This window comes from Paraburkholderia diazotrophica (genome assembly GCF_038900755.1).
In the GTDB taxonomy this organism is placed as follows: Bacteria; Pseudomonadota; Gammaproteobacteria; order Burkholderiales; family Burkholderiaceae; genus Paraburkholderia; species Paraburkholderia diazotrophica_A.
In genome coordinates this window covers 438,644-461,801 of sequence record NZ_JBBPEN010000005.1, presented here as the reverse complement: position 1 = coordinate 461,801, position 23,158 = coordinate 438,644, and the positions used below count along the sequence as shown (strand labels likewise).

At 65.4% G+C, this 23,158-nt stretch carries 18 protein-coding genes and 1 riboswitch; of the genes, 7 read left to right on the top strand and 11 right to left on the bottom strand.

Annotated elements, in window-relative coordinates; all coding sequences use genetic code 11:
* Window positions 1-24: 24 nt before the first annotated feature.
* From AABE10_RS18985 to AABE10_RS18965, 5 genes are all read right to left on the bottom strand, one after another.
* Window positions 25-3,339 carry an efflux RND transporter permease subunit gene (locus AABE10_RS18985; RefSeq protein WP_342934789.1) on the bottom strand — a complete coding sequence of 1,105 codons (3,315 nt, stop codon included), beginning with the start codon at window positions 3,337-3,339 and terminating at the stop codon, window positions 25-27.
* 17 nt (window positions 3,340-3,356) lie between these two features.
* The gene (locus AABE10_RS18980) at window positions 3,357-6,482 is read right to left on the bottom strand and encodes an MdtB/MuxB family multidrug efflux RND transporter permease subunit (RefSeq protein ID WP_342934788.1); all 3,126 of its coding nucleotides are present in this window, start codon (window positions 6,480-6,482) and stop codon (window positions 3,357-3,359) included.
* Between the two features lie 15 nt (window positions 6,483-6,497).
* Window positions 6,498-7,928 (bottom strand): MdtA/MuxA family multidrug efflux RND transporter periplasmic adaptor subunit, encoded by a 1,431-nt coding sequence (locus AABE10_RS18975; RefSeq protein WP_342934787.1) that lies wholly within the window; start codon window positions 7,926-7,928, stop codon window positions 6,498-6,500.
* A gap of 624 nt (window positions 7,929-8,552) precedes the next feature.
* Window positions 8,553-9,389, bottom strand: a complete 837-nt coding sequence (locus tag AABE10_RS18970; RefSeq protein ID WP_342934786.1) for an IclR family transcriptional regulator — start codon at window positions 9,387-9,389, stop codon at window positions 8,553-8,555.
* Window positions 9,390-9,958: 569 nt separating this feature from the next.
* Entirely contained in the window at window positions 9,959-10,426 is a 468-nt protein-coding gene (locus AABE10_RS18965) for a PRC-barrel domain-containing protein (RefSeq protein ID WP_342934785.1), read from the bottom strand.
* A gap of 459 nt (window positions 10,427-10,885) precedes the next feature.
* Between AABE10_RS18965 and AABE10_RS18960 the strand changes: the two genes are divergently transcribed.
* The gene (locus AABE10_RS18960) at window positions 10,886-11,740 is read left to right on the top strand and encodes a CHAD domain-containing protein (protein ID WP_342934784.1); all 855 of its coding nucleotides are present in this window, start codon (window positions 10,886-10,888) and stop codon (window positions 11,738-11,740) included.
* Window positions 11,741-11,831: 91 nt separating this feature from the next.
* Window positions 11,832-12,497 carry a hypothetical protein gene (locus AABE10_RS18955; RefSeq protein ID WP_342934783.1) on the top strand — a complete coding sequence of 222 codons (666 nt, stop codon included), beginning with the start codon at window positions 11,832-11,834 and terminating at the stop codon, window positions 12,495-12,497.
* Between the two features lie 26 nt (window positions 12,498-12,523).
* Here the strand turns inward: AABE10_RS18955 and AABE10_RS18950 are convergent, their stop codons facing one another.
* The 4 genes from AABE10_RS18950 to AABE10_RS18935 all read right to left on the bottom strand — a co-directional run bounded on the left by AABE10_RS18950 (window position 12,524) and on the right by AABE10_RS18935 (window position 15,186).
* Window positions 12,524-12,790, bottom strand: a complete 267-nt coding sequence (locus AABE10_RS18950; RefSeq protein WP_342934782.1) for a hypothetical protein — start codon at window positions 12,788-12,790, stop codon at window positions 12,524-12,526.
* A gap of 14 nt (window positions 12,791-12,804) precedes the next feature.
* On the bottom strand, window positions 12,805-13,056 hold the full coding sequence (locus AABE10_RS18945; RefSeq protein ID WP_342934781.1) for a hypothetical protein: 252 nt from the start codon (window positions 13,054-13,056) through the stop codon (window positions 12,805-12,807).
* A 206-nt stretch (window positions 13,057-13,262) separates the two neighbouring features.
* Window positions 13,263-13,643, bottom strand: a complete 381-nt coding sequence (gene crcB / locus AABE10_RS18940) for a fluoride efflux transporter CrcB (protein WP_342934780.1) — start codon at window positions 13,641-13,643, stop codon at window positions 13,263-13,265.
* Between the two features lie 74 nt (window positions 13,644-13,717).
* A riboswitch (Fluoride riboswitch) is annotated at window positions 13,718-13,778 on the bottom strand.
* Window positions 13,779-13,983: 205 nt separating this feature from the next.
* Window positions 13,984-15,186, bottom strand: a complete 1,203-nt coding sequence (locus tag AABE10_RS18935; protein WP_342934779.1) for an ammonium transporter — start codon at window positions 15,184-15,186, stop codon at window positions 13,984-13,986.
* Between the two features lie 447 nt (window positions 15,187-15,633).
* Between AABE10_RS18935 and AABE10_RS18930 the strand changes: the two genes are divergently transcribed.
* Window positions 15,634-17,292: a sensor histidine kinase gene (locus tag AABE10_RS18930; protein WP_342934778.1), complete on the top strand. Its 1,659-nt coding sequence runs from the start codon at window positions 15,634-15,636 to the stop codon at window positions 17,290-17,292.
* A gap of 22 nt (window positions 17,293-17,314) precedes the next feature.
* Here AABE10_RS18930 and AABE10_RS18925 read toward each other — a convergent pair whose 3' ends face one another.
* Together AABE10_RS18925 and AABE10_RS18920 are read right to left on the bottom strand one after the other, a co-directional pair.
* Complete coding sequence (locus AABE10_RS18925; protein ID WP_342934777.1) at window positions 17,315-17,638, bottom strand: hypothetical protein; 324 nt, start codon at window positions 17,636-17,638, stop codon at window positions 17,315-17,317.
* Between the two features lie 136 nt (window positions 17,639-17,774).
* Window positions 17,775-18,356, bottom strand: coding sequence for a DJ-1/PfpI family protein (locus tag AABE10_RS18920; protein ID WP_342934776.1), 582 nt, complete (start codon window positions 18,354-18,356; stop codon window positions 17,775-17,777).
* A gap of 180 nt (window positions 18,357-18,536) precedes the next feature.
* Here AABE10_RS18920 and AABE10_RS18915 point away from each other — a divergent pair, with 180 nt between their 5' ends.
* The 4 genes from AABE10_RS18915 to AABE10_RS18900 all read left to right on the top strand — a co-directional run bounded on the left by AABE10_RS18915 (window position 18,537) and on the right by AABE10_RS18900 (window position 23,119).
* A complete protein-coding gene (locus tag AABE10_RS18915) occupies window positions 18,537-19,010 on the top strand; it encodes a hypothetical protein (protein ID WP_428983351.1) in 474 nt (157 codons plus the stop codon).
* A gap of 109 nt (window positions 19,011-19,119) precedes the next feature.
* On the top strand, window positions 19,120-19,578 hold the full coding sequence (locus AABE10_RS18910; protein ID WP_342934775.1) for an Rrf2 family transcriptional regulator: 459 nt from the start codon (window positions 19,120-19,122) through the stop codon (window positions 19,576-19,578).
* A gap of 95 nt (window positions 19,579-19,673) precedes the next feature.
* Window positions 19,674-20,318, top strand: coding sequence for an NAD(P)-dependent oxidoreductase (locus tag AABE10_RS18905; protein ID WP_342934774.1), 645 nt, complete (start codon window positions 19,674-19,676; stop codon window positions 20,316-20,318).
* Window positions 20,319-20,482: 164 nt separating this feature from the next.
* Window positions 20,483-23,119 carry a mechanosensitive ion channel family protein gene (locus AABE10_RS18900; RefSeq protein ID WP_342934773.1) on the top strand — a complete coding sequence of 879 codons (2,637 nt, stop codon included), beginning with the start codon at window positions 20,483-20,485 and terminating at the stop codon, window positions 23,117-23,119.
* Window positions 23,120-23,158 lie beyond the last annotated feature (39 nt).

Genomic DNA, 23,158 nt, shown 5'->3' with positions numbered 1-23,158 from the left:
GCACAGCGAGCCGGACGAACGGGCTCAGCTCCCCGAAGCAGCCGCCTGCGCCCCTTTGTTCTTGCGCGCCTCCCAGCGCACGCGCAGGCGGTCCATGTACAGATAGACGACGGGCGTCGTATAGAGCGTGAGCATCTGGCTCACGATCAGCCCGCCGACGATCGCCAGACCCAGCGGCGCGCGCAGCTCCGCGCCTTCGCCGCGCCCGAACGCGAGCGGCAGCGCGCCGAGCAGAGCCGCGCAGGTCGTCATCATGATCGGGCGGAAGCGCAACAGGCACGCCTGCTCGATCGCATCGCGCGACGACAGCCCTTGCCGCGACGCGTCGATTGCGAAGTCCACCATCATGATCGCGTTCTTCTTCACGATGCCGATCAGCAGGATCACCCCGATCAGCGCGATGATGCTGAACTCCGTGTTGAAGAGCAGCAGCGCGAGCAGCGCGCCGACACCCGCCGACGGCAGCGTCGACAGAATGGTCAGCGGGTGGATGTAGCTCTCGTACAGGATGCCGAGCACGATATAGACGGCCGCGAGTGCCGCGAGGATCAGGATCGGCTGGTCGGACATCGATTGCTGGAACGCCTGCGCGGTGCCCTGGAAGCTGCCGTGGATCGTCGCCGGCATGCCGATCTCGGCCATCGTCTGATAGATGATCTGCGTGGCCTGCGAGAGCGATTTGCCGGGCGGCAGGTTGAACGAGATCGTCGACGCGACGAACTGGCTCTGGTGATTCACCGCGAGCGGTGTGTTGCCGGGGCCGAAGCGGGCGATCGCGGAAAGCGGAATCATCGTTTCCTTCGAGGTCGACACGGCGGCGCCCGTCGACGCGCTCGACTTGCCGCTCGCCGCAATCGAGTTGTTCGCCAGATTGCGCGCGGAGTCAGCGGCGATGGCGGCCGCGCTCGACGCCGCCGTGCCCGCCGTGCCGCCCGCCGGCGAACGCGTCGTTGCCGTCGTGGCCGACGTGACCGTGCCCGCCGTCGCGTTAGTGGACTGCGAGCCGCTCGCGCTGCCGCCCGACGTACTGACCCACACCTGGTTCAGCATGTCGGGGCTCTGCCAATACTTCGGCGCGACTTCCATCACGACGTGATACTGGTTCAGCGGGTTGTAGATCGTCGAGACCTGGCGCTGGCCGAACGCGTCGTACAGCGTGTTGTCGATCTGCGCGGGCTTGATGTTGAGGCGCGCCGCCGTCTGGCGGTCGATCGTCACCATCGATTCAAGACCGGCTTGCTGCTGGTCCGAATTGACGTCGGTGAGCTCGGGCCGCTTTTGCAGCGCTTCCGTGAGACGCGGCGCCCATATGTACAGGTCCGCCGTGGTATCGGAGAGCAGCGTGAACTGATACTGCGCATTCGACTGCCGGCCGCCGACGCGGATGTCCTGCACCGCCTGCAGGAACGTGCGCGCGCCCGCGACGCCCGACAGCGGTCCGCGCAATTGCTGGATCACCTGATCGGCGGAAATCTTGCGCTCCGTCTTCGGCTTGAGCGACACGAACATGAAGCCCGAGTTGGTCTGCCGTCCGCCCGTGAAGCCGACTACGCTGTCGACGGCGGGATTCGCCTGCACGATGCGCATCATCTCGGAGAACTTCACCTTCATCGCCTGGAAGGACGTCGCCTGGTCGGCCTGGATGCCGCCGATCAGGCGCCCCGTGTCCTGCTGCGGGAAAAAGCCCTTCGGCACGATGATGTAGAGCGCGATGTTCAGCGCGATCGTGATGAACAGCACCATCAGGATCAGCAGCGGATGACGCAGCGACCAGCCGAGCGTGCGCGCGTAGCCGCGCTGCATCGCGTCGAAGCCGCGTTCGAGCCAGCGCGCGAAACGGCCTTCTTCCCGCTTCTCGTGCGGCTCGAAGAGCAGGCGCGAGCACATCATCGGCGTGAGCGTCAGCGATACGATCAGCGACACGCCGATCGCAAGCGACAGCGTTAGCGCGAACTCGCGGAACAGCCGCCCGACGATGCCGCCCATCAGCAGGATCGGCAGGAACACGGCGACGAGGGAGATGCTGATCGACATCACCGTGAAGCCGACTTCGCGCGCGCCGATGAACGCGGCTTTCATGCGCGGCATGCCGCTCTCGATATGGCGCGTGATGTTTTCGAGCACGACGATCGCGTCGTCGACGACGAAGCCTGTCGCGATGGTCAACGCCATCAGCGACAGGTTGTCGATTGAAAACCCGAGCAGGTACATCGCCGCGAACGTGCCGACGATCGAAATCGGCACCGCCACGCTCGGAATCAGCGTCGCGCGCCAGTTGCGCAGGAACAGGAAGACGACCATCACGACGAGCGCGACGGCGATCATCAGCGTGTGCTCGGTGTCCTTCAGCGACGCACGGATCGTCGTCGAGCGGTCGGCCGTCGGCGTGATCTGGGCGGCGGCGGGCAGCGAAGCCTGCAATTGCGGGATCATCGCCTTCACGCGGTCGATCGTCTCGATGATGTTCGCGCCGGGCTGCCGGTACAGGATGACGAGCACCGAGCGCTCGTTGTTCATCAGGCCGAGATTGCGCAGGTCCTCGACGGAATCGACGACTTCGGCGACATCGGACAGATGCACGGCCGCGCCGTCGCGATACGCAATGACCAGGTCCTTGTACTGCGAAGCCTGCTTCGCCTGGTCGTTCGTGTAGAGCTGCACGTGGTTCGGGCCGAATTCGATCGAGCCTTTCGGGCTGTTCGCATTCGCCGACGCGAGCGCCGCGCGCACGTCTTCGAGACCGATGCCGTAGTGAAAGAGCGCTTGCGGCTCGAGCTCGACGCGCACGGCCGGGTTCGCCGAGCCGCTCACGTCCACTTCGCCGACGCCGTCCACTTGCGACAGCGATTGTTGCAGCACCGTCGCGGCCGAGTCGTATAGCTGGCCCGCCGTCATCGTCTTCGACGTGAGCGCGAGAATCAGGATGGGCGCGTCGGCGGGATTGACCTTGTGATAGGTCGGGTTCTGCCGGAGGCTCGTGGGCAGGTCGGCGCGCGCCGCGTTGATGGCCGCCTGCACGTCGCGCGCGGCGCCGTCGATGTTGCGGTTCAGGCCGAACTGCATCGTGATGCGCGCCGAGCCGACGGAGCTCGTCGACGTCATTTCGGTGACGTCGGCAATCGACCCGAGATGCCGTTCGAGCGGACTCGCCACGCTCGTCGCGACCGTCTCCGGGCTCGCGCCCGGCAGGCTCGCCTGAATCGAGATGGTCGGGAAATCGACTTGCGGCAACGGCGCGACGGGCAGCCTCGCGAACGCGAACAGGCCTGACAGCGCAATGCCGATCGCGAGCAACGTCGTGGCGACGGGGCGCTGGATGAAAGGGCGCGACAGGTTCATCGTTTCGGCCTCTTCATTCAGGCGTCGGCGTCGGTGACGGGCGGCGCGGGATGGCCGTCACGATGAAAGCGCGCGCGCAGGCGCCGCGCGATCGAATCGAAGCCGAGATAGATCACGGGCGTCGTGAAGAGCGTCAGCAACTGGCTGACGATCAGGCCGCCCGCAATCGCGATACCGAGCGGCCGGCGCAACTCCGAGCCCGCGCCCGCGCCGAGCATCAGCGGCAGCGCGCCGAGCAGCGCCGCCATCGTCGTCATCAGGATCGGGCGGAAGCGCAACAGGCACGCCTGATAGATCGCTTCGCGCGGCGGCTTGCCGTGCACGCGCTCGGCTTCGAGCGCGAAGTCGATCATCATGATCGCGTTCTTCTTCACGATGCCGATCAGCAGCACGATGCCGATGATGCCGATGATGTCCAGGTCGTGACCCGTGAGCAGCAGCGCCAGCAGCGCGCCGACGCCCGCCGACGGCAGCGTCGACAGGATCGTGACGGGATGCACGAAGCTCTCGTACAGCACGCCGAGCACGATATACATCGTGACGACGGCGGCGAGAATCAGGAACAGCTCGTTCGAAAGCGACGCCTGAAATGCGAGCGCCGCGCCCTGGAAGCGCGTCTGGAACGACGCGGGCAGGCCGATATCCTTTTCCGCCTGTTCGATCGCTTTCACGGCCGCGCCGAGCGACGCGCCCGGCGCCAGATTGAACGACACGGTCGTGGCCGGGAACTGGCTCAGATGCGTGACGAGCAGCGGCGAGGGCTTCTCGTGAAAGCTCGCGATGGACGCCAACGGCACCTGGCCGCCCGTCGACGTCGACGATGGCAGGTAGATCGAGTTCAGCGACTCCGTGTAGTGCTGCATCTGCGGCTGCGCTTCGAGAATCACGCGGTACTGGTTCGACTGCGTGAAGATCGTCGAGATGATGCGCTGGCCGAACGCGTCGTAGAGCGCGTTGTCGACGGTCGCGGGCGTGATGCCGTAGCGCGCCGCCGACGCGCGGTCGATTTCCACGTAGACCGACTGGCCGTTGTTCTGCAGATCGGTGGCCACGTCGACGAGTTCGGGCGACTGCTGTAGCCGCTCCATCAGCTTGGGCACCCATGTCGAGAATTCTTCGATGTTCGGATCGGTCAGCATGAACTGATACTGCGTCGGGCTCACCGTCGAATCGATGGTCAGATCCTGCACCGGCTGCATGTAGAGCGTCGCGCCCGGAATGTGCGACGTGTCGCGCTGCAACTGGCGGATCACCTGGCTCGCCGTTGCGTCGCGGTCGTCGCGCGGCTTCAGGTTGATCAGCATGCGGCCGCTGTTCAGCGTGATGTTGCTGCCGTCCACGCCGATAAACGATGTCAGGCTCTCGACGTTCGGATTTTTCAGGATCTCGGTGGCGAGTTGCTGCTGGCGCTCGGCCATCGACGCGTACGACACCGACTGCGGCGCCTGCGTGATCGCCTGGATCACGCCCGTGTCCTGCACCGGAAAGAAGCCCTTCGGAATGAACACGTACAGCACGCCCGTGAGCACCAGCGTCAGCACGGCGACGACGAGCGTCGAGCGGCGCCGGTTCAGCACCCATTCCAGCGCGACGGCATAGCGCGCGATGATCCAGTCGATCGCCGCGTGCGCCTTCGCTTCGAAGCGGTGGCTTTCCTTGGGCGGCGTGTGGCGCAGCAGCTTCGCGCACATCATGGGGACGAGCGTGAGCGACACGACGGCGGAAATCACGATCGTCACGGCGAGCGTGATCGCGAACTCGTGGAACAGGCGCCCGACCACGTCGCCCATGAAAAGCAGCGGAATCAGCACGGCGATCAGCGAGACCGTCAGCGAGATGATCGTGAAGCCGATCTGCTTCGAGCCCTTCAGCGCGGCTTCGAGAGGCGCGTCGCCTTCCTCGACGTAGCGCGCGATGTTCTCGATCATCACGATCGCGTCGTCGACGACGAAGCCTGTCGCGATGGTCAGCGCCATCAGCGAGAGGTTGTCGAGCGAGAAGCCGCACAGGTACATCACGGCGAGCGTGCCGATCAGCGAAAGCGGCACGGAGAGGCTCGGGATGATCGTCGCGTAGATGTTCGCGAGGAACAGATACATCACCAGCACGACCAGCACGACCGACATCAGCAGCTCGAACTGCACGTCGCGCACGGACGCGCGGATCGTCGTGGTGCGGTCGGTGACGATCTGCACGTCGAGCGCGGCGGGCAGCGACTGCTGGAGCGTGGGCAGCAGCTTCTTGATGCTGTCGACTGTCTGGATCACGTTCGCGCCCGGCTGGCGCTGCACGTTCAGGATGATCGCGGGCGTGTTGTCCACCCATGCGCCGAGCTTCGTGTTCTCCGCGCCGGAGACGATGCTCGCGACGTCCGTCAGCATCACGGGGCGGCCGTTCTTGTACGCGACTACGGCGCTCTTGTACGCGTCGGCGTCCGTCAGCTGGTCGTTCGCGTTGATCGTGTACGCGCGCGTCGGGCCGTCGAAGTTGCCCTTCGGCGTGTTGACGTTGAGGTTCGAGATCGTCGTGCGCAGATCGTCGAGATTGAGGCCATACGACGCGAGCGCGCGCGGGTTCGCCTGGATGCGCACGGCGGGTCGCTGGCCGCCCGACAGGCTCACGAGGCCGACGCCCGCGACCTGCGAGATCTTCTGCGCGAGGCGCGTATCGGCGATGTCCTGAACCTGCGTGAGGGGCATCGACTTCGACGTGATCGCGAGCGTGATGATGGGCGCGTCGGCGGGATTGACCTTCGCGTAGATCGGGGGCGCGGGCAGGTCCGACGGCAGCAGGTTGCCCGCCGCGTTGATCGCGGCCTGGACCTCCTGCTCGGCGATGTCGAGGGGCAGGTCGAGACTGAACTGCAGCGTGATGATCGACGAGCCCGCCGAGCTTTGCGACGACATCTGGTTCAGCGACGGCATCTGCCCGAACTGGCGCTCGAGCGGCGCCGTCACCGACGACGTCATCACGTCGGGGCTCGCGCCCGGATAGAACGTCTGCACCTGGATGGTCGGGTAATCGACTTCGGGCAGCGCGGACAGCGGCAGAAAGCGCAGCGCGACGAGACCGACCAGCAGGATCGCCGCCATCAGAAGGGCGGTGCCGACCGGGCGCAGGATAAAGGCGCGGGATGGATTCATGCGGAAGCCAGTACCTTATTCCGCCGACGTCTGCGACGCGTGCCGGTGACGATGCGCGCCCGATGCGCCGGCTGCACCCGATGCGGCCGCTGCACCCGATGCGCCCGATCCGGCGCGGGCAGCCGATGCGCCCTGAGCATCGGAGGCGCCCGATGCGCCACGCGGACGATCGGCCGGAATGGTGATCTTCGCGCCTTCCTTCAGGCGGTCCGAGCCATCCGTCACGACGCGCTCGCCGACTTGCAGGCCCGACGCGATGCTGGTGTGCTCGCCGTCGACGGGACCGACCTTCACGGGGCGCACCGTCACTGTGTTGTCCGGCTTCACGACATAGACGAACGACCCCATCGAGCCGTTGAGCACGGCCGACGTCGGCACGATGATGGCGTTCTTCACCACGTTGACGAGCAGCCGCGTATTGACGAACTGGTTCGGAAACAGCAGGCCTTCGTTGTTCTGGAACGTCGCGCGCAGCTTCACGGTGCCCGTCGTCGTGTCGATCTGGTTGTCGACGGTTTCGAGATAGCCCGCTTCGAGCGACGTCGTATTGCTGCGGTCGTACGCCGTCACCGACATCTTCGTGCCTGCGTGCAACTGCTTGAGGATGGAAGGCAAATTGTCTTCCGAGGTCGTGAAAATCACGCTGATCGGCTGCAGTTGCGTGATGACGACGACGCCGTTCGTATCGCCCGGCGTCACGTAGTTGCCGGGATCGACCTGGCGCAGGCCGACGCGCCCCGACACGGGCGCCGTGATGCGCGCATAGACGAGATCGAGCTTGAAGGTGTCGATGTTCGCCTGGTCGGACTTGACCTGGCCTTCGTACTGCCTCACGAGCGACGCCTGCGTATCGACCTGCTGGCTCGCGATCGAGTCTTGCGACAGCAGCGTCTGATAGCGCTTCAGGTCGATGCGGGCGGTTTGCAGGAGCGCCATGTCCTTGGCAAGCGTCCCTTCAGCGTTGGCGAGACTGATCTGATACGGGCGCGGATCGACCTGTGCGAGCAGATCGCCTTGCTTGACCATCTGGCCTTCCTGGAACGCGACGGTCTGCAACGTGCCCGACAGTTGCGTGCGCACCGTGACGTTCGCAAGCGGCGTGACAGTGCCGAGCGCGTTCAGCACGACGGGCATTTCGCCTTGCGCGACAGCGGCCACGTGGACGGGCTGCGCCTGGTTCGCGCCTGCCGCGCCGCCGCCCCGGCGTCCGCCGCGCGCCGCCTGCGCGCCGCTCGCGCCCGCTGCCGCGCTCGCGCCGGCGTCGCTCCTGTTCCACGGATGCCAGCGCGCCAGCACGATCGCCGCGACGATCACGACGGCGGCGATCAGCGCGATCGTGCGGCCGCGATGCCGCTTGACGGCGCCGGGTCCGGGTTCGTGTCCGGGAGGAGGGCTGGACGGACCGGCGTTGCGTGAAGATTCTGGCTGATTTTTTTGTTCGTCCATCGGTTCGATCAAATGGCTGGCGTGAATTGAAGCAAACGTGCGATGCGCGGCGCGAGAACCCCCGCTTGCCGCGCGCGGGCCGTTGCGCTCGCGCTTGTGTTTGCGGTGGTGCTTGCGTGTGTCTGCGCGATGCTACGCGATGCGTGGCTCATCGAGATGACCATGGCGTGACGATGACGGCAGCCGCGCTCGCGGCCCGACGCGTTGTCGACATGATTGACGGCTCCTCCCTGATGGCCGTGCTTTTGCCCGCAGTGCGTCCGACGTCGCGTTGCCGCGGCAGCGCTTGCGCTGCTGCAACGAATGGCCGGTCCGATGGCCGCTTCGACTGGGCTGGCCGTTGCCGATGCGCGTCGCGTTGCACATGACAGGCATCGTGGCCGGCCGCGCCGAAACCGGCCGCACCGAGCGTCGGCGCGCGGGAAAGCATGATGCTACGTCCCCGGCCGAGTTACAGTCCAGCGGCGTATTTTTCGGCGGATTACGACCGTTACATACGGTTCGGTAAATTGAAAGCCTGGCGTAGCCGAATGTCGCGCAACGCAGCGCAGCGACGGGTGCATCGGCGGGGAGGGCGGGGCGAGTCGATGCAGGCGCAAGTCGACGTCTCGCGCCGCGCGAAGCTCAATCGTCGAGACGGCGGCCCGGCGTGCCGCCGATTTCGTGGACGATCTTTTCGATCGTTTCGAGCAGCATGGGCGCCGCGCGCGACACGAGCCAGTCGCGTGGGCACTGATGCGCGGAGCCGCCGCAATTGACCGCGTAGCGCTCGCCCGACGGTCCGATGAAGCCGGCTGCGATCGCGTTGAGCCCCTCATACCATTCGCCCGTCGCGATCGCGAAGCCCTGGGCGGCCGTTTCCTGTAGCGCCGCGTCGAGGCGGCTGCTGATGTGCCCCCACTCGTCGCCGGCCGCGGCCTGCAGGCCTGTCAGCAGACCTTGGCGATCCGTTTCGGAGAGCGCGGCGAGATACGCGCGGCCGACGGCCGTGCGGCTCAGGTCCATCCGCGAGCCGACCTCGAGGCGCGACACCAGCACGGCGGAGCGCGGCTTGATCGCATCGATGACGACCATGTCGAGCCGGTCGCGCACGGCGAGATGCACCGATAGCGACGTGCGTTCAGCCAGTTCGATCAGGAAGGGCCGCGAGCGCGCGCGGATATCGAAGTTGCGCAGGAAACCATTGCTTAGTTCGAGCACCGACGACGTGAGCACGAAGCGCTCGCTGTCGGGCAGGCGAAACAGAAAACCTGCGCTGACGAGCGTCGCGGTGATCCGCGAGACGGTCGGCTTCGGAATGCCCGTCAGTTCCGTCAGCTCGCGATTGGAGAGCGGCGCGTCGGCGGCGGCAATGCGCCGGAGCACGGTCAGGCCGCGCGCGAGCGCTGTGACCTCGTCGCCGGAGCCATCTTTTTCCTTCAACGGATCGGTGGCGGACGCACGCGTCGATGACTGGTTCATGTGGTTTTTATGAAACGTTATTTCACTATAGTTGAACGCGCGCGGAGAGTCAGATGCTTCCAGGTCGCGCTCAGCCTTCTCTCAGCAAGGCCTAAGTCCTTTTTTCGTACGACCATTCATTGTATCGGATTGTAAGATGCAGGCCTGTCGAGCCGTTTAAATTTTGCTTGACTTAGTCAGCATTACCATAAAAAATGGAACTATATTTCGAAACCGGAAAAGGTGGGCACGCGCGCACATCGCCCATACATCATTGCGCGTGCAACCAGTGCGCGTGTCGGCGTCGGCCCGGTTCGGCTCGCTTCGCAGCGACCTTCGAAGCCAGAATTTCTTCAGTACCGTCTCTCAGGTTCTAGCACGGCCCTCGGAATGGCTAGAACTTTTTGAAGGCGCCATGGCAACATGGCGCCTTTTTTTTGTCCGGCCGGTCGGTTGTCGTTTGCTCGCAATATACGTTGGATGCGAGTTGCCGTCATGGCGCGCATCCGTAAACGACGCGGCGGCAGTCTGCTCGACTGCCGCCGGCAGGGCGTCAGCGCCCGTCAAGCCGCGCTACCCGGGAGCGCGTGTCAGAGCCCGGGGTCGCGCGTCGCCGTCGGATCGACCGAGGTCGTGGTCCAGTACGGATCGCGGTTGTAGTACTTGTGCATCTGCGTGCCCCAGGTTTCGTCGGCCATCGACGGCCAGTGGTCCTTGTCGAAGCCCGGTTCGTCCTTGATCCGCTGCGCGGTGATGTCGACGCGGAAAACTTTCTGGTCCGTATCGAGCGTCAGCGCGCTCCACGGGATTGCGTGCAGATTGCTGCCCATGCCGAGGAAACCGCCTTCCGACAGCACCGCGTACGCGATGCGTCCGCTGCGCACGTCGAGCATGATGTCCGAAATCTTGCCGACGTGTTCGCCATCCGACGAGACGACTTTGTTGCCATCCAGCGTGGCCGCGGCCATCACTTCAGGCCCCGGACCTTCGCCGACTCCACCGCCGACGATGCCTGCGCCGGCTTGCGCCGGGTTCATTTTCGGGTCTAGCGTGGTCATGATTTCCTCCCTGGAAAAGTCCACGGGATGCGATGCGCATCCGGCGTGCCCGCGAGCGCTTTTCACATGAGGACGAATGTGGGCGCGCGTGCATTGTCACGAACGCGGCGGCACCAAACTCGAAGCCGCCGTCGACGGCGCACATCGGTGCGGGTCGAATGTGGCGGCTGCAAAAACTTCAAGCGCCAGTGTCAAGCTGACAGACTCACGCGCGTCGCGTTACATCGCCGACCGCGCACGCAACGCTATCGACGGTAGCCTGCGGCCAGCGACGGCATGTTCTACGCAGACTGGCGACGTCACGCGTCGATGGCTCATGAAGCGCGATCTGTCGCGGCGCGCCTGGTTGCAGCTCCCGGTAACGCGTTGCTTTTGACGCGATATCGAAGGCGTATGATGTTATTTGCATCGGTGGATGCATCACAAGTCATCTTGTTGTCGCTCCCGATACGAGGCCACATGAAACACGACGATCGCGTCCACGACGTCGCGGTGCCGGGCGAAGAGCCACATGCCGAGTCGACGTTCTCCGCGCTGGCGACACCCCTCATCGACGAAGCGCTCGCGCGCGTCGACTCCATCCACGCCGGCGCTTCTCCCGAATCCCTGCATCAGCTGCGCGTCGCGCTGCGGCGCTTGCGCTCGCTGTGGTGGGCGTACCGGCCGCTGCTCGACAAGGAAGAAAACGCACGGCAGCGCGCGCTGTATCGCAATCTGGCTGACGCGGCGGGCCGAACGCGCGACTGGGACATCCTCCTCGAACTGCTCGCCGGCGACGAGGACACTCCCCGCGACGTGCCCGCGTGTCTGCGCGAAGCACGCGAGCAGGCGCTCGCGATGAGCCGCAAGACGCTCATCGATGCCAATATCCACAACGCGCTGCGCGATGCGCTTGCGAGCACGTCGAAGGAATTGAACGCCGTGCCGGAACGACATGCGCTGCAGAAGTTCGCCGCGAAGCGCGTGCGCGCCGCTGAACGCTCGCTGCGCAAGACGCTGCGCGGCGCGTCGCACGCGAAGCGCTTCGACTACGAGGCGCTTCATGATGTGCGCAAGGCGGGGAAGAAGGTTCGCTATCTGCTCGAGTTTTTCGGGCCAATGCTCGACGACGGATACGGACACACGCTCGCGCACCTGAAGAAACTGCAGCAGTGCTTCGGCGAACTCAACGACGTGATCGCAAGCGTCGCGCTGTTGCGCGACAACACGGGTCTTTTCGTCGACGAGCAGGACGCCAGCGCGGCGCTCGCGTATCTGAACGAACGGCGCAGGCATCGTCAGCGCGAAGCCGTGCGGCTGCTGCGCAAATCGTAGCGTCCGTTGCGTCTGCGCATCGGGCGCGCGAGGGCGGAAGTCGCGCCTTCGAAACCGTATATACTGTTTATACCGTTAACGAGGAATCGACATGAGCACGCCACGAATCAAGGAACCCACGAAGAAGGCCTTCCACTTCCCGAGGAGCGCGAAGGAACCGTCCGCTGAAGCGAAGAGGCCGTCTGTGAAGGCGTCGCGCGCGTCGGACGCGAACAACACATCGCCGGATGCAAAGGCGGCCGCGAGCGCGCCGGAAGCAGCATCGACGCAAGCGCAGGCACCGAAGGCCGCGCCGAAGAGCAAGGCCGCGAAGGCGACGAACACAACCAAGGCGACCAGGACGACGAAGCCGGCGAGCGCAACGAAGCATACGAAGCCGACCAAGCCGACCAAGCCGACCAAGCTGGTAAAGGCCGCCAAGCCTGCGCAGACGGTCGGGGCCGCCGGGGCGGCGGCAAAAGCGCCAAAGGCAGCGAAGCCGCCGAAGGCGAAAGCGGCGCCCGCCGCCGCGGAGAAGAAGCCGCGCGTGAAGAAGGAAAAGGAAAAAGTCGTCCGCGACAGCTTCACGATGCCGAAGTCGGACTACGCGAAGATTGCCGAACTCAAGCAGCGCTGCCTCGATGCGGGGCTCCCCGTGAAGAAGAGCGAATTGCTGCGCGCGGGTTTGAACCTGCTCGCCGTCTCGCCTGCGAAGCGGCTGATCGCGGCCGTGCAGGAACTCGAAACGGTCAAGACGGGGCGTCCCGCCAAATCGTAATCATGCGGCGGCCGCACGCGCCGCCGCTATCCCGCATCGCGCGGATAGTGCCCGGCGAAAGCCGAGTGCATGCGCTTGAGCAGCGCAATATAAGGACGCCCTCGATCCGTCATCATCCATGACGCGGCCAGGGCGTTCGTCTCGTCCCACAGGCGCTCGAACTTGTCGCGCGCGATATCCGCGGGAATGCCGGACATCATCAGATCAAGAAAGTCTTTTTCGATCGCTTCGGCGGAGCGGGGGGCCCGCGCGGGCGGGCTCGTCTGCATGTCGCCGGACTGATCGGAGGACACGATCGCCTCGCCTGCTAGTTCATCGATGGCAGGAACCGCCAGCGCCGATCCATCCTGTGCAGCAGCGCGATATACGAAAACGCGGCGTCGCTGTCGACGCACGACTGTGCCGCATCGTTGACTTCGTTCCACAGCGTTTCGAACCGCACCGCCGCTTCGCGCCGGCTGAGCGGCTGCGTGAGCAGCACCGAAAAGGCAAACGACAGTTCCTCCGCGCTGCGCCGCAGCGGGTAGTACGACCGACGCGATAGATATCTGTACTTCATGGTCTCCGGCTGACGTGGGTATGTACGCGTTCGAACGCGGCGCCGATGTCGCCGACGTCAGGCGTGTCCGGCATCACATTGCCCGCCGCATATGACGCCGATGATACAGCCGCGCGAAACGTGCGCGGCGGCGATCGTCCGTGATCTTTTGGTGAAGGGCGGATGTCTGTCATCGCCGTTGGCGGCGACGCGGCAGCGTGCTTCGCTCAGCGCGCGACGACCGCCACCGTCGCGATGCCGAGCACGGTCGCGATCACGGAAGCTGTCACGTGAATCGCGATCTCGCCAGCGGCCCAGTTCAGCCGTCCTTGTTGCAAGTGCTGGACCACTTCGGCTGAGAAAGTCGAGAACGTCGACAGCCCGCCCATCAGACCGGTGATGATGAAGAGACGCCATTCAGGCGCGATCTGCGGATTGCGTCCGAAGTGGGCGACCGCGACGCCGATGATGTAGCCGGCGATCACGTTCGCCGCGAGCGTGCCGAGCGGCAGCGCGGGAAAGAGCGCGTTGAGACGCAGACCGAGAAACCAGCGAAACAGCGAACCGAGTGCGCCGCCGATGCCGACGGCAAGAATGGACAGATACATGGGAAGCCTGGAAAGCCGAACGTCGACAAACCGGCTGCGGCGGGGCGTGAGGCTGCAACGTCCGCAGTGATCCGGGCGAAGCAGGCATCATCAGCCACGAGGGCGGTTTAGGAGAATGCCATCTCCGGCGCGCGCAAGTCTAACACCGGCGCGCGCGTTGTATGAAGGGTCAGCGGCCCGAAGGGGCGGGCCGCGCGCCAGCATCGCGAGGTTACACCAGAAGCGAGGACGCCGTCAGCGCGCATGCGGCCCGCGCTGTGCCCCTGGCGATGCGGCGCACGCCGTGCGTTTTCCTTCTGCTGTTCGGCGGCCAATGAATGTCGGCCCGATGTCGCGCGGCTCAGCCGACCGTCTCGCGCTCCGGCGTCGACGTGATCTTGTGGATCGAGAGGTCGGCGCCGTTGAACTCGTTTTCCTGGTCGATCCGCAGTCCGACGCTCATCCGGATCGCGCCGTAGACGATCGTGCCGCCCAGCGTCGCGAACACGACGCCGCCCAGCGTGCCGATCACCTGCGCGACGAGTGACACGCCGCCCAGGCCACCCAGCGCATGCTGGCCGAAGATGCCCGCCGCGATGCCGCCCCACGCGCCGCACAGACCGTGCAGCGGCCAGACGCCGAGCACGTCGTCGATGCGCCAGCGGTTCTGGACGATCGTGAACATCTGGACGAACAGCACGCCCGCGACGGCGCCCGTCACCAGCGCGCCGAGCGGATGCATCACGTCCGAGCCGGCGCACACTGCGACCAGTCCCGCGAGCGGGCCGTTGTACGTGAAGCCCGGGTCGTTGCGGCCCGCGAGCCACGCGGTGAGCGTGCCGCCGACCATCGCCATCAGCGAATTGACGGCGACGAGGCCGCTGATCTTGTCGATGGTCTGCGCGCTCATCACGTTGAAGCCGAACCAGCCGACGGCCAGCACCCACGCGCCGAGCGCGAGAAACGGAATGTTCGACGGCGGATGCGCGGCGATGCGTCCGTCGCGCGTATAGCGGCCATGCCGCGCGCCGAGCAGCATCACGGCCGGCAGCGCGACCCAGCCGCCGAACGCGTGTACCACCACCGAGCCCGCGAAGTCGTGGAACGGCGCGCCCAGCGCGTGCGTGAGCCACGACTGGATGCCGAAGCGGTCGTTCCACACGATCCCTTCGAAGAACGGATAGATGAATCCCACCAGCACGAAGGTCGCGAACAGTTGCGGGTTGAACTTCGAGCGCTCGGCGATACCGCCCGAGACGATCGCTGGAATCGCCGCCGCGAAGGTCAGCAGGAAGAAGAAGCGCACGAGCGCGTAGCCGTTGTGCGCGGCAAGCGTCTCGGCGCTGCCGTAGAACTGGACGCCGTAGGCGATTGTGTAGCCGATGAAGAAGTAAGCGATGGTCGACACCGAGAAGTCGACGAGAATTTTCACGAGCGCGTTGACCTGGTTTTTCTTACGGACCGTGCCCAGTTCCAGGAACGCGAACCCCGCGTGCATCGCGAGCACCATGGCCGCGCCGAGCAGCAGGAAGAGGGTATCGGTGCCGGTTTTCAGACTATCCATCGGTAGGGATCCTGCGATGCGCAAAAAGCGGGCATCGAACGCAAGAAGCGGGCCAAAGCGAGGCGCACACGCGTTCTGCCGGTGCGCAACCGCACCGGAATGGGACGAGAGGATTCTGTGAGGTGATTCGTGGGAACGGGTTACCTGATGATTCGGACGGTGCGAGCACCGTCTGTGTGCAATTGATCCGAAACAGGGCATCGGACGAACCCAAAAATGTGCGCATTCCTATAGTTCGCTTGATAATTCCCTACGATTTCATAACGGGCGCGACGCGCGGCAAGTCGCACAAAAATCGTACGCCGCCGCATGCGCAGATGCCGCCCGCATTTGCACCCGACTCGCGGCGCATCCTGGCTAGATGGCCTTTTGTCATCGGAACCGATCGCCGACATAATGTGCCGTCCCCGGCGCGACCCGCCGGCTTCCGACTCTTTCGGCGCGCGCATGAGACTTACCACCAAAGGGCTGCTGCTGATCGCGATACCCGCCGTATTCGAACTCGCGCTGCTGTCGGGGCTGCTGAAGGCGCAGTCGGACGCCGATCAGGCCGAACGGTGGAGCATGCACAGCCAGGAGGTGCTGCGTCGGACGGCGAATATTCTGGCGCCTGTGCTGCTGGAATCGGTGCGGCTGCGCGGCGCCGTCGTGAGCGGCGCGCGCGATATCGCCACGCCCGTCACGCTGTGGATGGACGTCGACCGGCGCATCGACCAGCTCGCCGAACTTGTCTCCGATAACCCGGCGCAGGTCGAGCGCGCGGTGCAGATACGCCAGTCCGTGCAGGCGTATCGCCAATGGTCGGATCGCGTGCAGGATCTGATCCGCTCGGGACGCCGGCGCGATGTGCTGCAACGCTTTCGCGAGCTCGCCGTGACCGACGCGCTCGACCGCTTCCGTTCGCAGGTCGCCGAGTTCCAGGCAGAGGAGCGGCGTCTCGATTCGGTGCGCTCGGCGGCGGCCGCGGAGGCGCGTTCGCGGCAGCAGTCGCTGATCGTCGCGGCGGTGGTCAGCTCGCTCGTGTTCGTCGCAATAGCGTTCTGGATGTTCGCGCGCGGCGTGCGCGGTCGGCTCGCGCTGCTGTCGGACAACGCGAGCCGCCTCGCGAGCAACGAGCCGCTCGCGCCGCTCACGCCGGGTAGCGACGAGATCGCGCGGCTCGACCTGATGCTGCACGAGACCAGCCGAAGGCTGCTCGAATCGGAGCGCCAGCAGGCGCGTTTTCGGTCCGATCTGAGCCGCCAGGCCGCCGAGCTCGTGCAGACCAACGAAACGCTGCGCCAGCAGACGCAGGAGAACGAGACCTTCATCTACAGCGTGTCGCACGATCTGCGTGCGCCGCTCGTGAATCTGCAGGGTTTCTCGAAGGAACTGATCCATGCATGCGACGACGTGCGCGCGGCCGTGCGGCAGTCGTCACTGACGCGGCGGCAGCGCGAGCATGTCGAGCAGCTGATCGACGAAGACGTCGGCGAAGCGCTGCATTTTCTCCAGACGGCGGTGCTGCGCGCATCGCATATCATCGACGCGCTGCTGCGGCTGTCGCGCGTCGGCCGCGTCGAGTATCGACGGCAGCAGGTCGACGTGCGCGACATCGTGCAGCGCGTGATCGACGCCATGCAGGCGACGATCCGCGACCGCGGCGCGCGCATCGTCGTGCAGACGCTGCCGCCCGTGTGGGGCGACCCGACCGCGCTCGAGCAGATCTTCGCGAACCTGATCGGCAATGCGATCAACTATCTGAGCCCGGCGCGCGCGGGCGTCGTCGCGATCGGCGCGATGATCGCGCCGCCCGGCGTGCAGACGCTGCGGATCTTCTATGTGAAGGACAACGGACGCGGCATTCCCGACATCGCGATGCCGCGTCTGTTCAACGCGTTTCGGCGGCTGCACGGCAATGTCGCGGCGGGTGAGGGAATCGGTCTCGCGCTCGTCCGCCGGATGGTCGAGCGGCACGGCGGGCGCGTGTGGGCGGAATCGACGGAAGACGTCGGAACGACGTTCTATGTGGCGTTGCCGGACGCCGCCCCGGCGACGTCGGACGAAGAGCCGCAAGACGTCGCGCTCTCGGGCGCCGTGCAGGCGCTGCGGGCAGAAGCCCGATAGCTCGGAGCGGAGGGAGTGAACGTCAGGTCGCCGAAAACAGCCGGCGCGGCCTGAGGAGCTTGCTGCCGCGAATCGACCAGTAGCAGCTGGCCGCGATCAGCAGCAGCGCGCCCGCCAGAATGAACGAAGGCGCGACGTGGAGGACACCGGCGCCCAGCGCGAACAGCCCGCGTACGACGACGAGCAGCGCAGCCCAGAACGACAACACGGCCTGTGCGAGCAAACGCGTGCCTGTGAAGCGCCGCGCGCGGTTTTCGATCGACCAGCTGGCGGGCGCGCGCGAGCAGAAGAACGTCAGCGAGATCAGCGCGACTGCGAGAATGATCACCCAATTAGTGAGATCCATGATAGAGCCCTTTTAAAGTCAACCTGCGACTTTAAGGGGCGCTACGCACAGCGCATATCGGAGAAGTCTCAATCTGGACGGTGAGCGGCGGCGTGCCGCGCGCCGGGCCGGGCGCGAACCCGGCCATCGAGGCACATCAAAGTTCGATGCGCGTGCCGAGCAGGACGAGGAACTGCCGCAGCCATTCCGGATGCGCGGGCCACGCGGGCGCGGTGACGAAATTCGCATCGGTGACGGCCGCGTCGATGGGAATGTCCGCGTAATCGCCGCCCGCCAGTTTCACTTCCGGCGCGCACGCCGGATAGGCAGAGATGCGTTTGCCGCGAATCACGTCGGCGGCAGCCAGCAACTGCGCGGCGTGGCAGATCGCCGCGATCGGCTTGTTGCCATGCGCGAAGTGGCGCACGAGATCGATCACTTTCGCGTCGAGGCGCAGATATTCCGGCGCGCGTCCGCCCGCGATCGCGAGCGCATCGTATTGCGACGCGTCGATGTCGTCGAATGCGGCGTTTAGCGTGAACTGATGGCCGGGCTTCTCGGAGTACGTCTGGTCGCCCTCGAAATCGTGGATCGCTGTCTTCACGCGCTCGCCGGCGCGCTTGCCGGGGCAGACCGCATCGACGGTATGGCCGACCGCCTGAAGCGCCTGAAATGGCACCATCGTTTCGTAATCCTCGGCGAAGTCGCCCGTGAGGAACAGAATCTTCTTTGCTGCCATCGCATGCCTCCTGTGGTTGAGGGAATACGTCGAACGTCGGCCAGTCTACTCCAGCACATTTGACAACACCGCGAACGGTCGCCCGATGGCCCATCGCGAACGGAGTCGGTGACACGCAACGGCGTATCATTGAGGCGTTTTCGCATCACGAGGCCGCTCGACGCGGCTTATTACGCAACGATGACAACGATCAAATCCATCTCACGCCGTCCGCTCGTCCGTTCGACGCTGTTCGCCGCCATGCTGCTCGCGGGCCTCACCGCGTGCCAGAAGAACGATGCGTCCGCAGGCCAGACGTCGTCGGGCCTCAACAATATCGGGCAGCAGGCCAGCCAGAAGCTCGATCAGGCGGCGAGCTACGTCGGCCAGCAGGTCGATGCCGCAAAGGCGACGGCGCAGCAGAACCTTGACGCGGCCGCATCCGGTCCATCGATCAAGATCGATCCGAGCGATCTCGCGTCGCAGGCGCAAGCCAATCTGCAAGGCGCGGCCAGTGCGACGAACGCGGCCGTCGCGAAGGCGATGAGCTCGACGGGCGCCGGACTCGAGACGGCGGGACGCAAGCTCCAGCAATGGTCGAGCGAAACGTCGGCGAACTCGCAGTCGTCGTCCACCGACAGCGGCAGCGACGCGCAGAAACAGATGGACAAATGAGCCCGCGCTTGACCGGGACCGGCAAGTGTAACTATCATGATTACATATCGTCGATCAGGACGGTGCGTAAATGCGCGCGCGCTCGACGCGCATCGGATGATCTACCGCTGTGAATACGAGTAGCCGATTTGCTTTTGCGGTTCATGTGCTCGCGTTGCTGTCGTTGCAGCAGGGCGTGCCGTTGTCGTCGGAGATGATCGCGGGGAGCGTGAACACGAATCCCGTGCTGATCCGCCGGTTGCTCGCGATGTTGGCCGAAGCGGGCCTCACCACGTCGCAACTGGGCGCGGGCGGCGGCGCACTGCTTGCGCGGGAGCCGCGCGACATCACGCTGCTCGACGTCTATCACGCCGTCGACGACGCGCAACTGTTCGCGATGCATCGCGAGACGCCGAACCCCGCATGCATGGTCGGCCGCAACATCCAGACGGTGTTGACGAGTGTCATCGACGATGCGCAGCAGGCGCTCGAGTCGTCGCTCGCGTCGCGCACGCTGGCGGACGCGACAGCCGACGTCGTGCGTGCCGAACGATCGCGCGAACGCAAGCGAAAAGCCGCGGGCGGCTGAACCCAAGCCGAACGCTGCAAACAAGGGGCCGAGCCCCGATTTTTTTAACGAAATATGTAATCAATCAAGTTACATTTAACGAAAGGACTATCGACATGAGCAAGACACTGAAGATCGCGCTGTTTGGCGCAACGGGCATGATCGGCTCGCGCATCGCGGCGGAGGCGGCGCGTCGCGGGCATCAGGTGACGGCGTTTGCGCGCAATCCGGCGCGCGTGCCGGCGGACGTCGCGAACCTGAAGGCCGTGCAGGCCGACGTGACGGATGCGGCGAGCGTGGCGGCAGCGGCGCGCGGGCACGATGTCGTCGCGAGCGCGTATGCGCCGCCGATGGATGACGTCGCGCTGATCGGCAAGGCGACGCGCGCGCTCGTCGACGGCACGCGCGAAGCGGGCATCAGGCGTCTCGTCGTGGTGGGCGGCGCGGGCTCGCTGGAAGTGGCGCCCGGCAAGCAGCTCGTCGATAGCGAAGGCTTTCCGGACGCCTACAAGGCGATCGCGCTCGCGCACCGCGACGCGCTACCTATCCTGCGTGCCAGCGATCTCGACTGGACCTTCTTCGCGCCCGCCGCGCTCATCGCGCCGGGCGCGCGCAAGGGCACGTTCCGCACAGGCGCGGGATCGCTGATCGTCGACGCGCAGGGCAACAGCAGCATTTCGGCGGAAGACTACGCGATCGCGTTCGTCGACGAGCTGGAGCAAGGCCGTTTCGTTCATGAGCTCGCGACGGTCGGGTACTGAGGGCTTCGAAACATCGGCCGGCACGCGCGCGAACTGCACGCCGCGTGCCGGAGCGCGTCTGACGACGTCGCGCAAGTGCACTAACATTCGGTTACGCATCGGGAAGGTTTCCCTCGACGACACCCGCTAAACTTGGCGTCTTTCCCGTTCTGTCACGGATTGCCATGAAGTCATGCCTTGCGCGGCGTGAATCGCGGGCTGCGCCGTTATGCGGCGGGCTTCTGGCGATTGACGCCGTCTTTTACTTTGTTTTCCGTATTTTGTCGCGCGAGCGCCTGTCCGGCCTCATGTGCGATTTCGCGTGCGTTCGGCTTCGCTTGCGCTCGCTTGTGTATGGCGTTTGCGGATCGATCACGATCGCACTCGCGGGCGCATGCGTCGCGTTGCCGGGCGTTGCGTACGCTGCGGGCCCGGCCAGCGGCACGCCGATGATTCCCGCGCTGCAAAGCCTGATCAATAGCGCGACGGTGTCGTCGGCGGCGCCCGCGTCGAGCGCTTCGGCGGCGGATGCTGCGTCGGCGCCGTCGCCGGCGAGCCAGGCCGAGATGACGAAATCGCTCGACAGCGTGATCACCACGCTCGACAACGACCGCCAGCGCACGGCACTCGTCGCACAACTGAAGAAACTGCGCGATGCAACAAAAAACGTCGCGCCTGCTGCGGCCGCACAGCCGAACCCCGGGCTGCTCGGCGCTATCGCGGCGGGCATCGCGTCGTTCGAATCGGACGTGCATCAGGGCCGCTCGCCGCTCGACTACTGGTCCGGCCGCTTCAACGCGGCGGCCAACGAGATCTACACGATCGTCACGAGTCAGGGGCGCGAGCACTTCGGCCGTTTGCTGCTGAACATGTTCGCGGTGCTGGCAGGCTGGGGCGCGTGCGCGGCCGGTCTCATCTACGTTCAGCGCAGGGTGCATGAGCGGTTCGGCATCGTGGTGCGGCTCGATGCGAATCCGACTACGCGCGATCTGCTGATCTTCGCGCTGCGTCGTGTCGGGCCGTGGATCATCGCGTTCGTCGCCGCGCTGATGTTCGTGCGCGCGATGCCCAATTCGCTGGGCCGCACGATCGCGATGGTGATCGCGTATGCGATCGTCGCGGGCGCGGTGTTCTCGGCGATCTGCCTGATCATGTTCTCGCTGTTCGGCTCGGGCCATCGACGCGCGGCCGTGCGCCTGCTGATCGAACAGGCGCGCCGGCTGCTGTTCGTGATCGGCATCTGCAGCGCGCTCGGCGATGCCGCCGTCAATTACGACGTCGCGCACGAACTGGGCACGAATCTCGCCGCGCTGGTATCGACAGTGTCGAACATGACGGCGGCCGCGCTGACCGCGTATTTCGCGCTCGCGTTCCGCCGGCCCGTCGCGCATCTGATCCGCAACCGCGCATACGAACAGCGGCACGACCACAAGGCCGCGACCGATGCATTCGACGTGCTCGCGTCGCTGTGGCACGTGCCGATGCTCGTGCTCGCGACGGCATCGGTGATCGCGACGATCGGCGGCATCGGCAGCGGCGAGAACGTGCTGCAGATCTCCGTCGTGACGGCGCTGCTGCTCGTGCTGGCGTTTTTCCTGTCGGCCATCGTGCTGCGCGTGACGCGGCCGCGCAACGCGCGCCGGCGGCGGCGCTCGCCGTATCTGACGCGCCTGTTGCGCTTTGTCGGCACGTTGCTGACGCTCTTCATCTGGCTCGCGTACTTCGAGTTCGCGTCGCGTCTGTGGGACGTATCGCTTGCGCAGATCGTCGAAGAGAGCGTGACGGCGCGCGGCATCGCGCACGCGCTGACGGCGATCCTGATCACGCTGTTCGTGTCGTGGCTCGTGTGGATTCTGATCGACACGGCCATTCAGGAAGCCGTCAATCCGAGCGGTCCGCGCAACAGGTCGAAAAATCCGAGCATGCGCGCGCGCACGATGCTGCCGCTCGTGCGCAACGTGCTGTTCGTGACGATCCTGACGATCGCGGGCATCGTCACGGCGGCCAATCTCGGCATCAACGTGACGCCGCTGCTCGCGGGTGCGGGCGTGATCGGTCTGGCGATCGGCTTCGGCGCGCAGTCGCTGGTGAGCGATCTGATTACGGGCCTTTTCATCATCATCGAGGACACGATTTCGGTCGGCGACTGGATCGACATCGACGGTGGCCATGCGGGCACCGTCGAGTATCTGTCGATCCGCACCGTGCGGCTGCGCGACGGCCAGGGCGCGATTCACGCGATACCGTTTTCGCAGATCAAGATCGTGAAGAACCTGTCGCGCGATTTTGCGTACGCGGTGTTCGAGGTGCGCGTGCCGTTCTCGGCGGACGTCGATCAGGTGACGCAACTGATACGCGCAGTCGGCGCGGACCTGATGGCCGATTTCCGCTACCGGCGCGAGATGCTCGGGCCCGTCGAAGTATGGGGCCTGGACCGTTTCGATCCGAACTGGATGGTGGTCAAAGGGCAGATCAAGACACGGCCGCTGCAGCAATGGAGCGTTGCGCGCGCGTTCAATCTGCGCGTCAAGCGCAAGATGGACGAGGCGGGTATCGAGATTCCCGTGCCGCAGATGCGCATTCATTCGTCGCGCGACGATGCGGAAGGCGAGGCGCTGATGAACGAAGAGGCCGTGCGGCATGCGGCTCGCGAGCGCGAAGCCGCGACGGGCACGACGACGCCGTTCAGATCGAAGCAGACGAGCGCGATGGCGCCTGCGCGAGACGTGTCGCACGAGCCGCGGCCGGCGCCGCCGTCAACGGGACAAACGGAGTTCGTGCCGCCGCAGATTCCGACCGCGCGCGACGGCGGTAAGACCTGAGCGGGGAGTCGGGTTGACGATGGAAAAGATGGAAAGGCG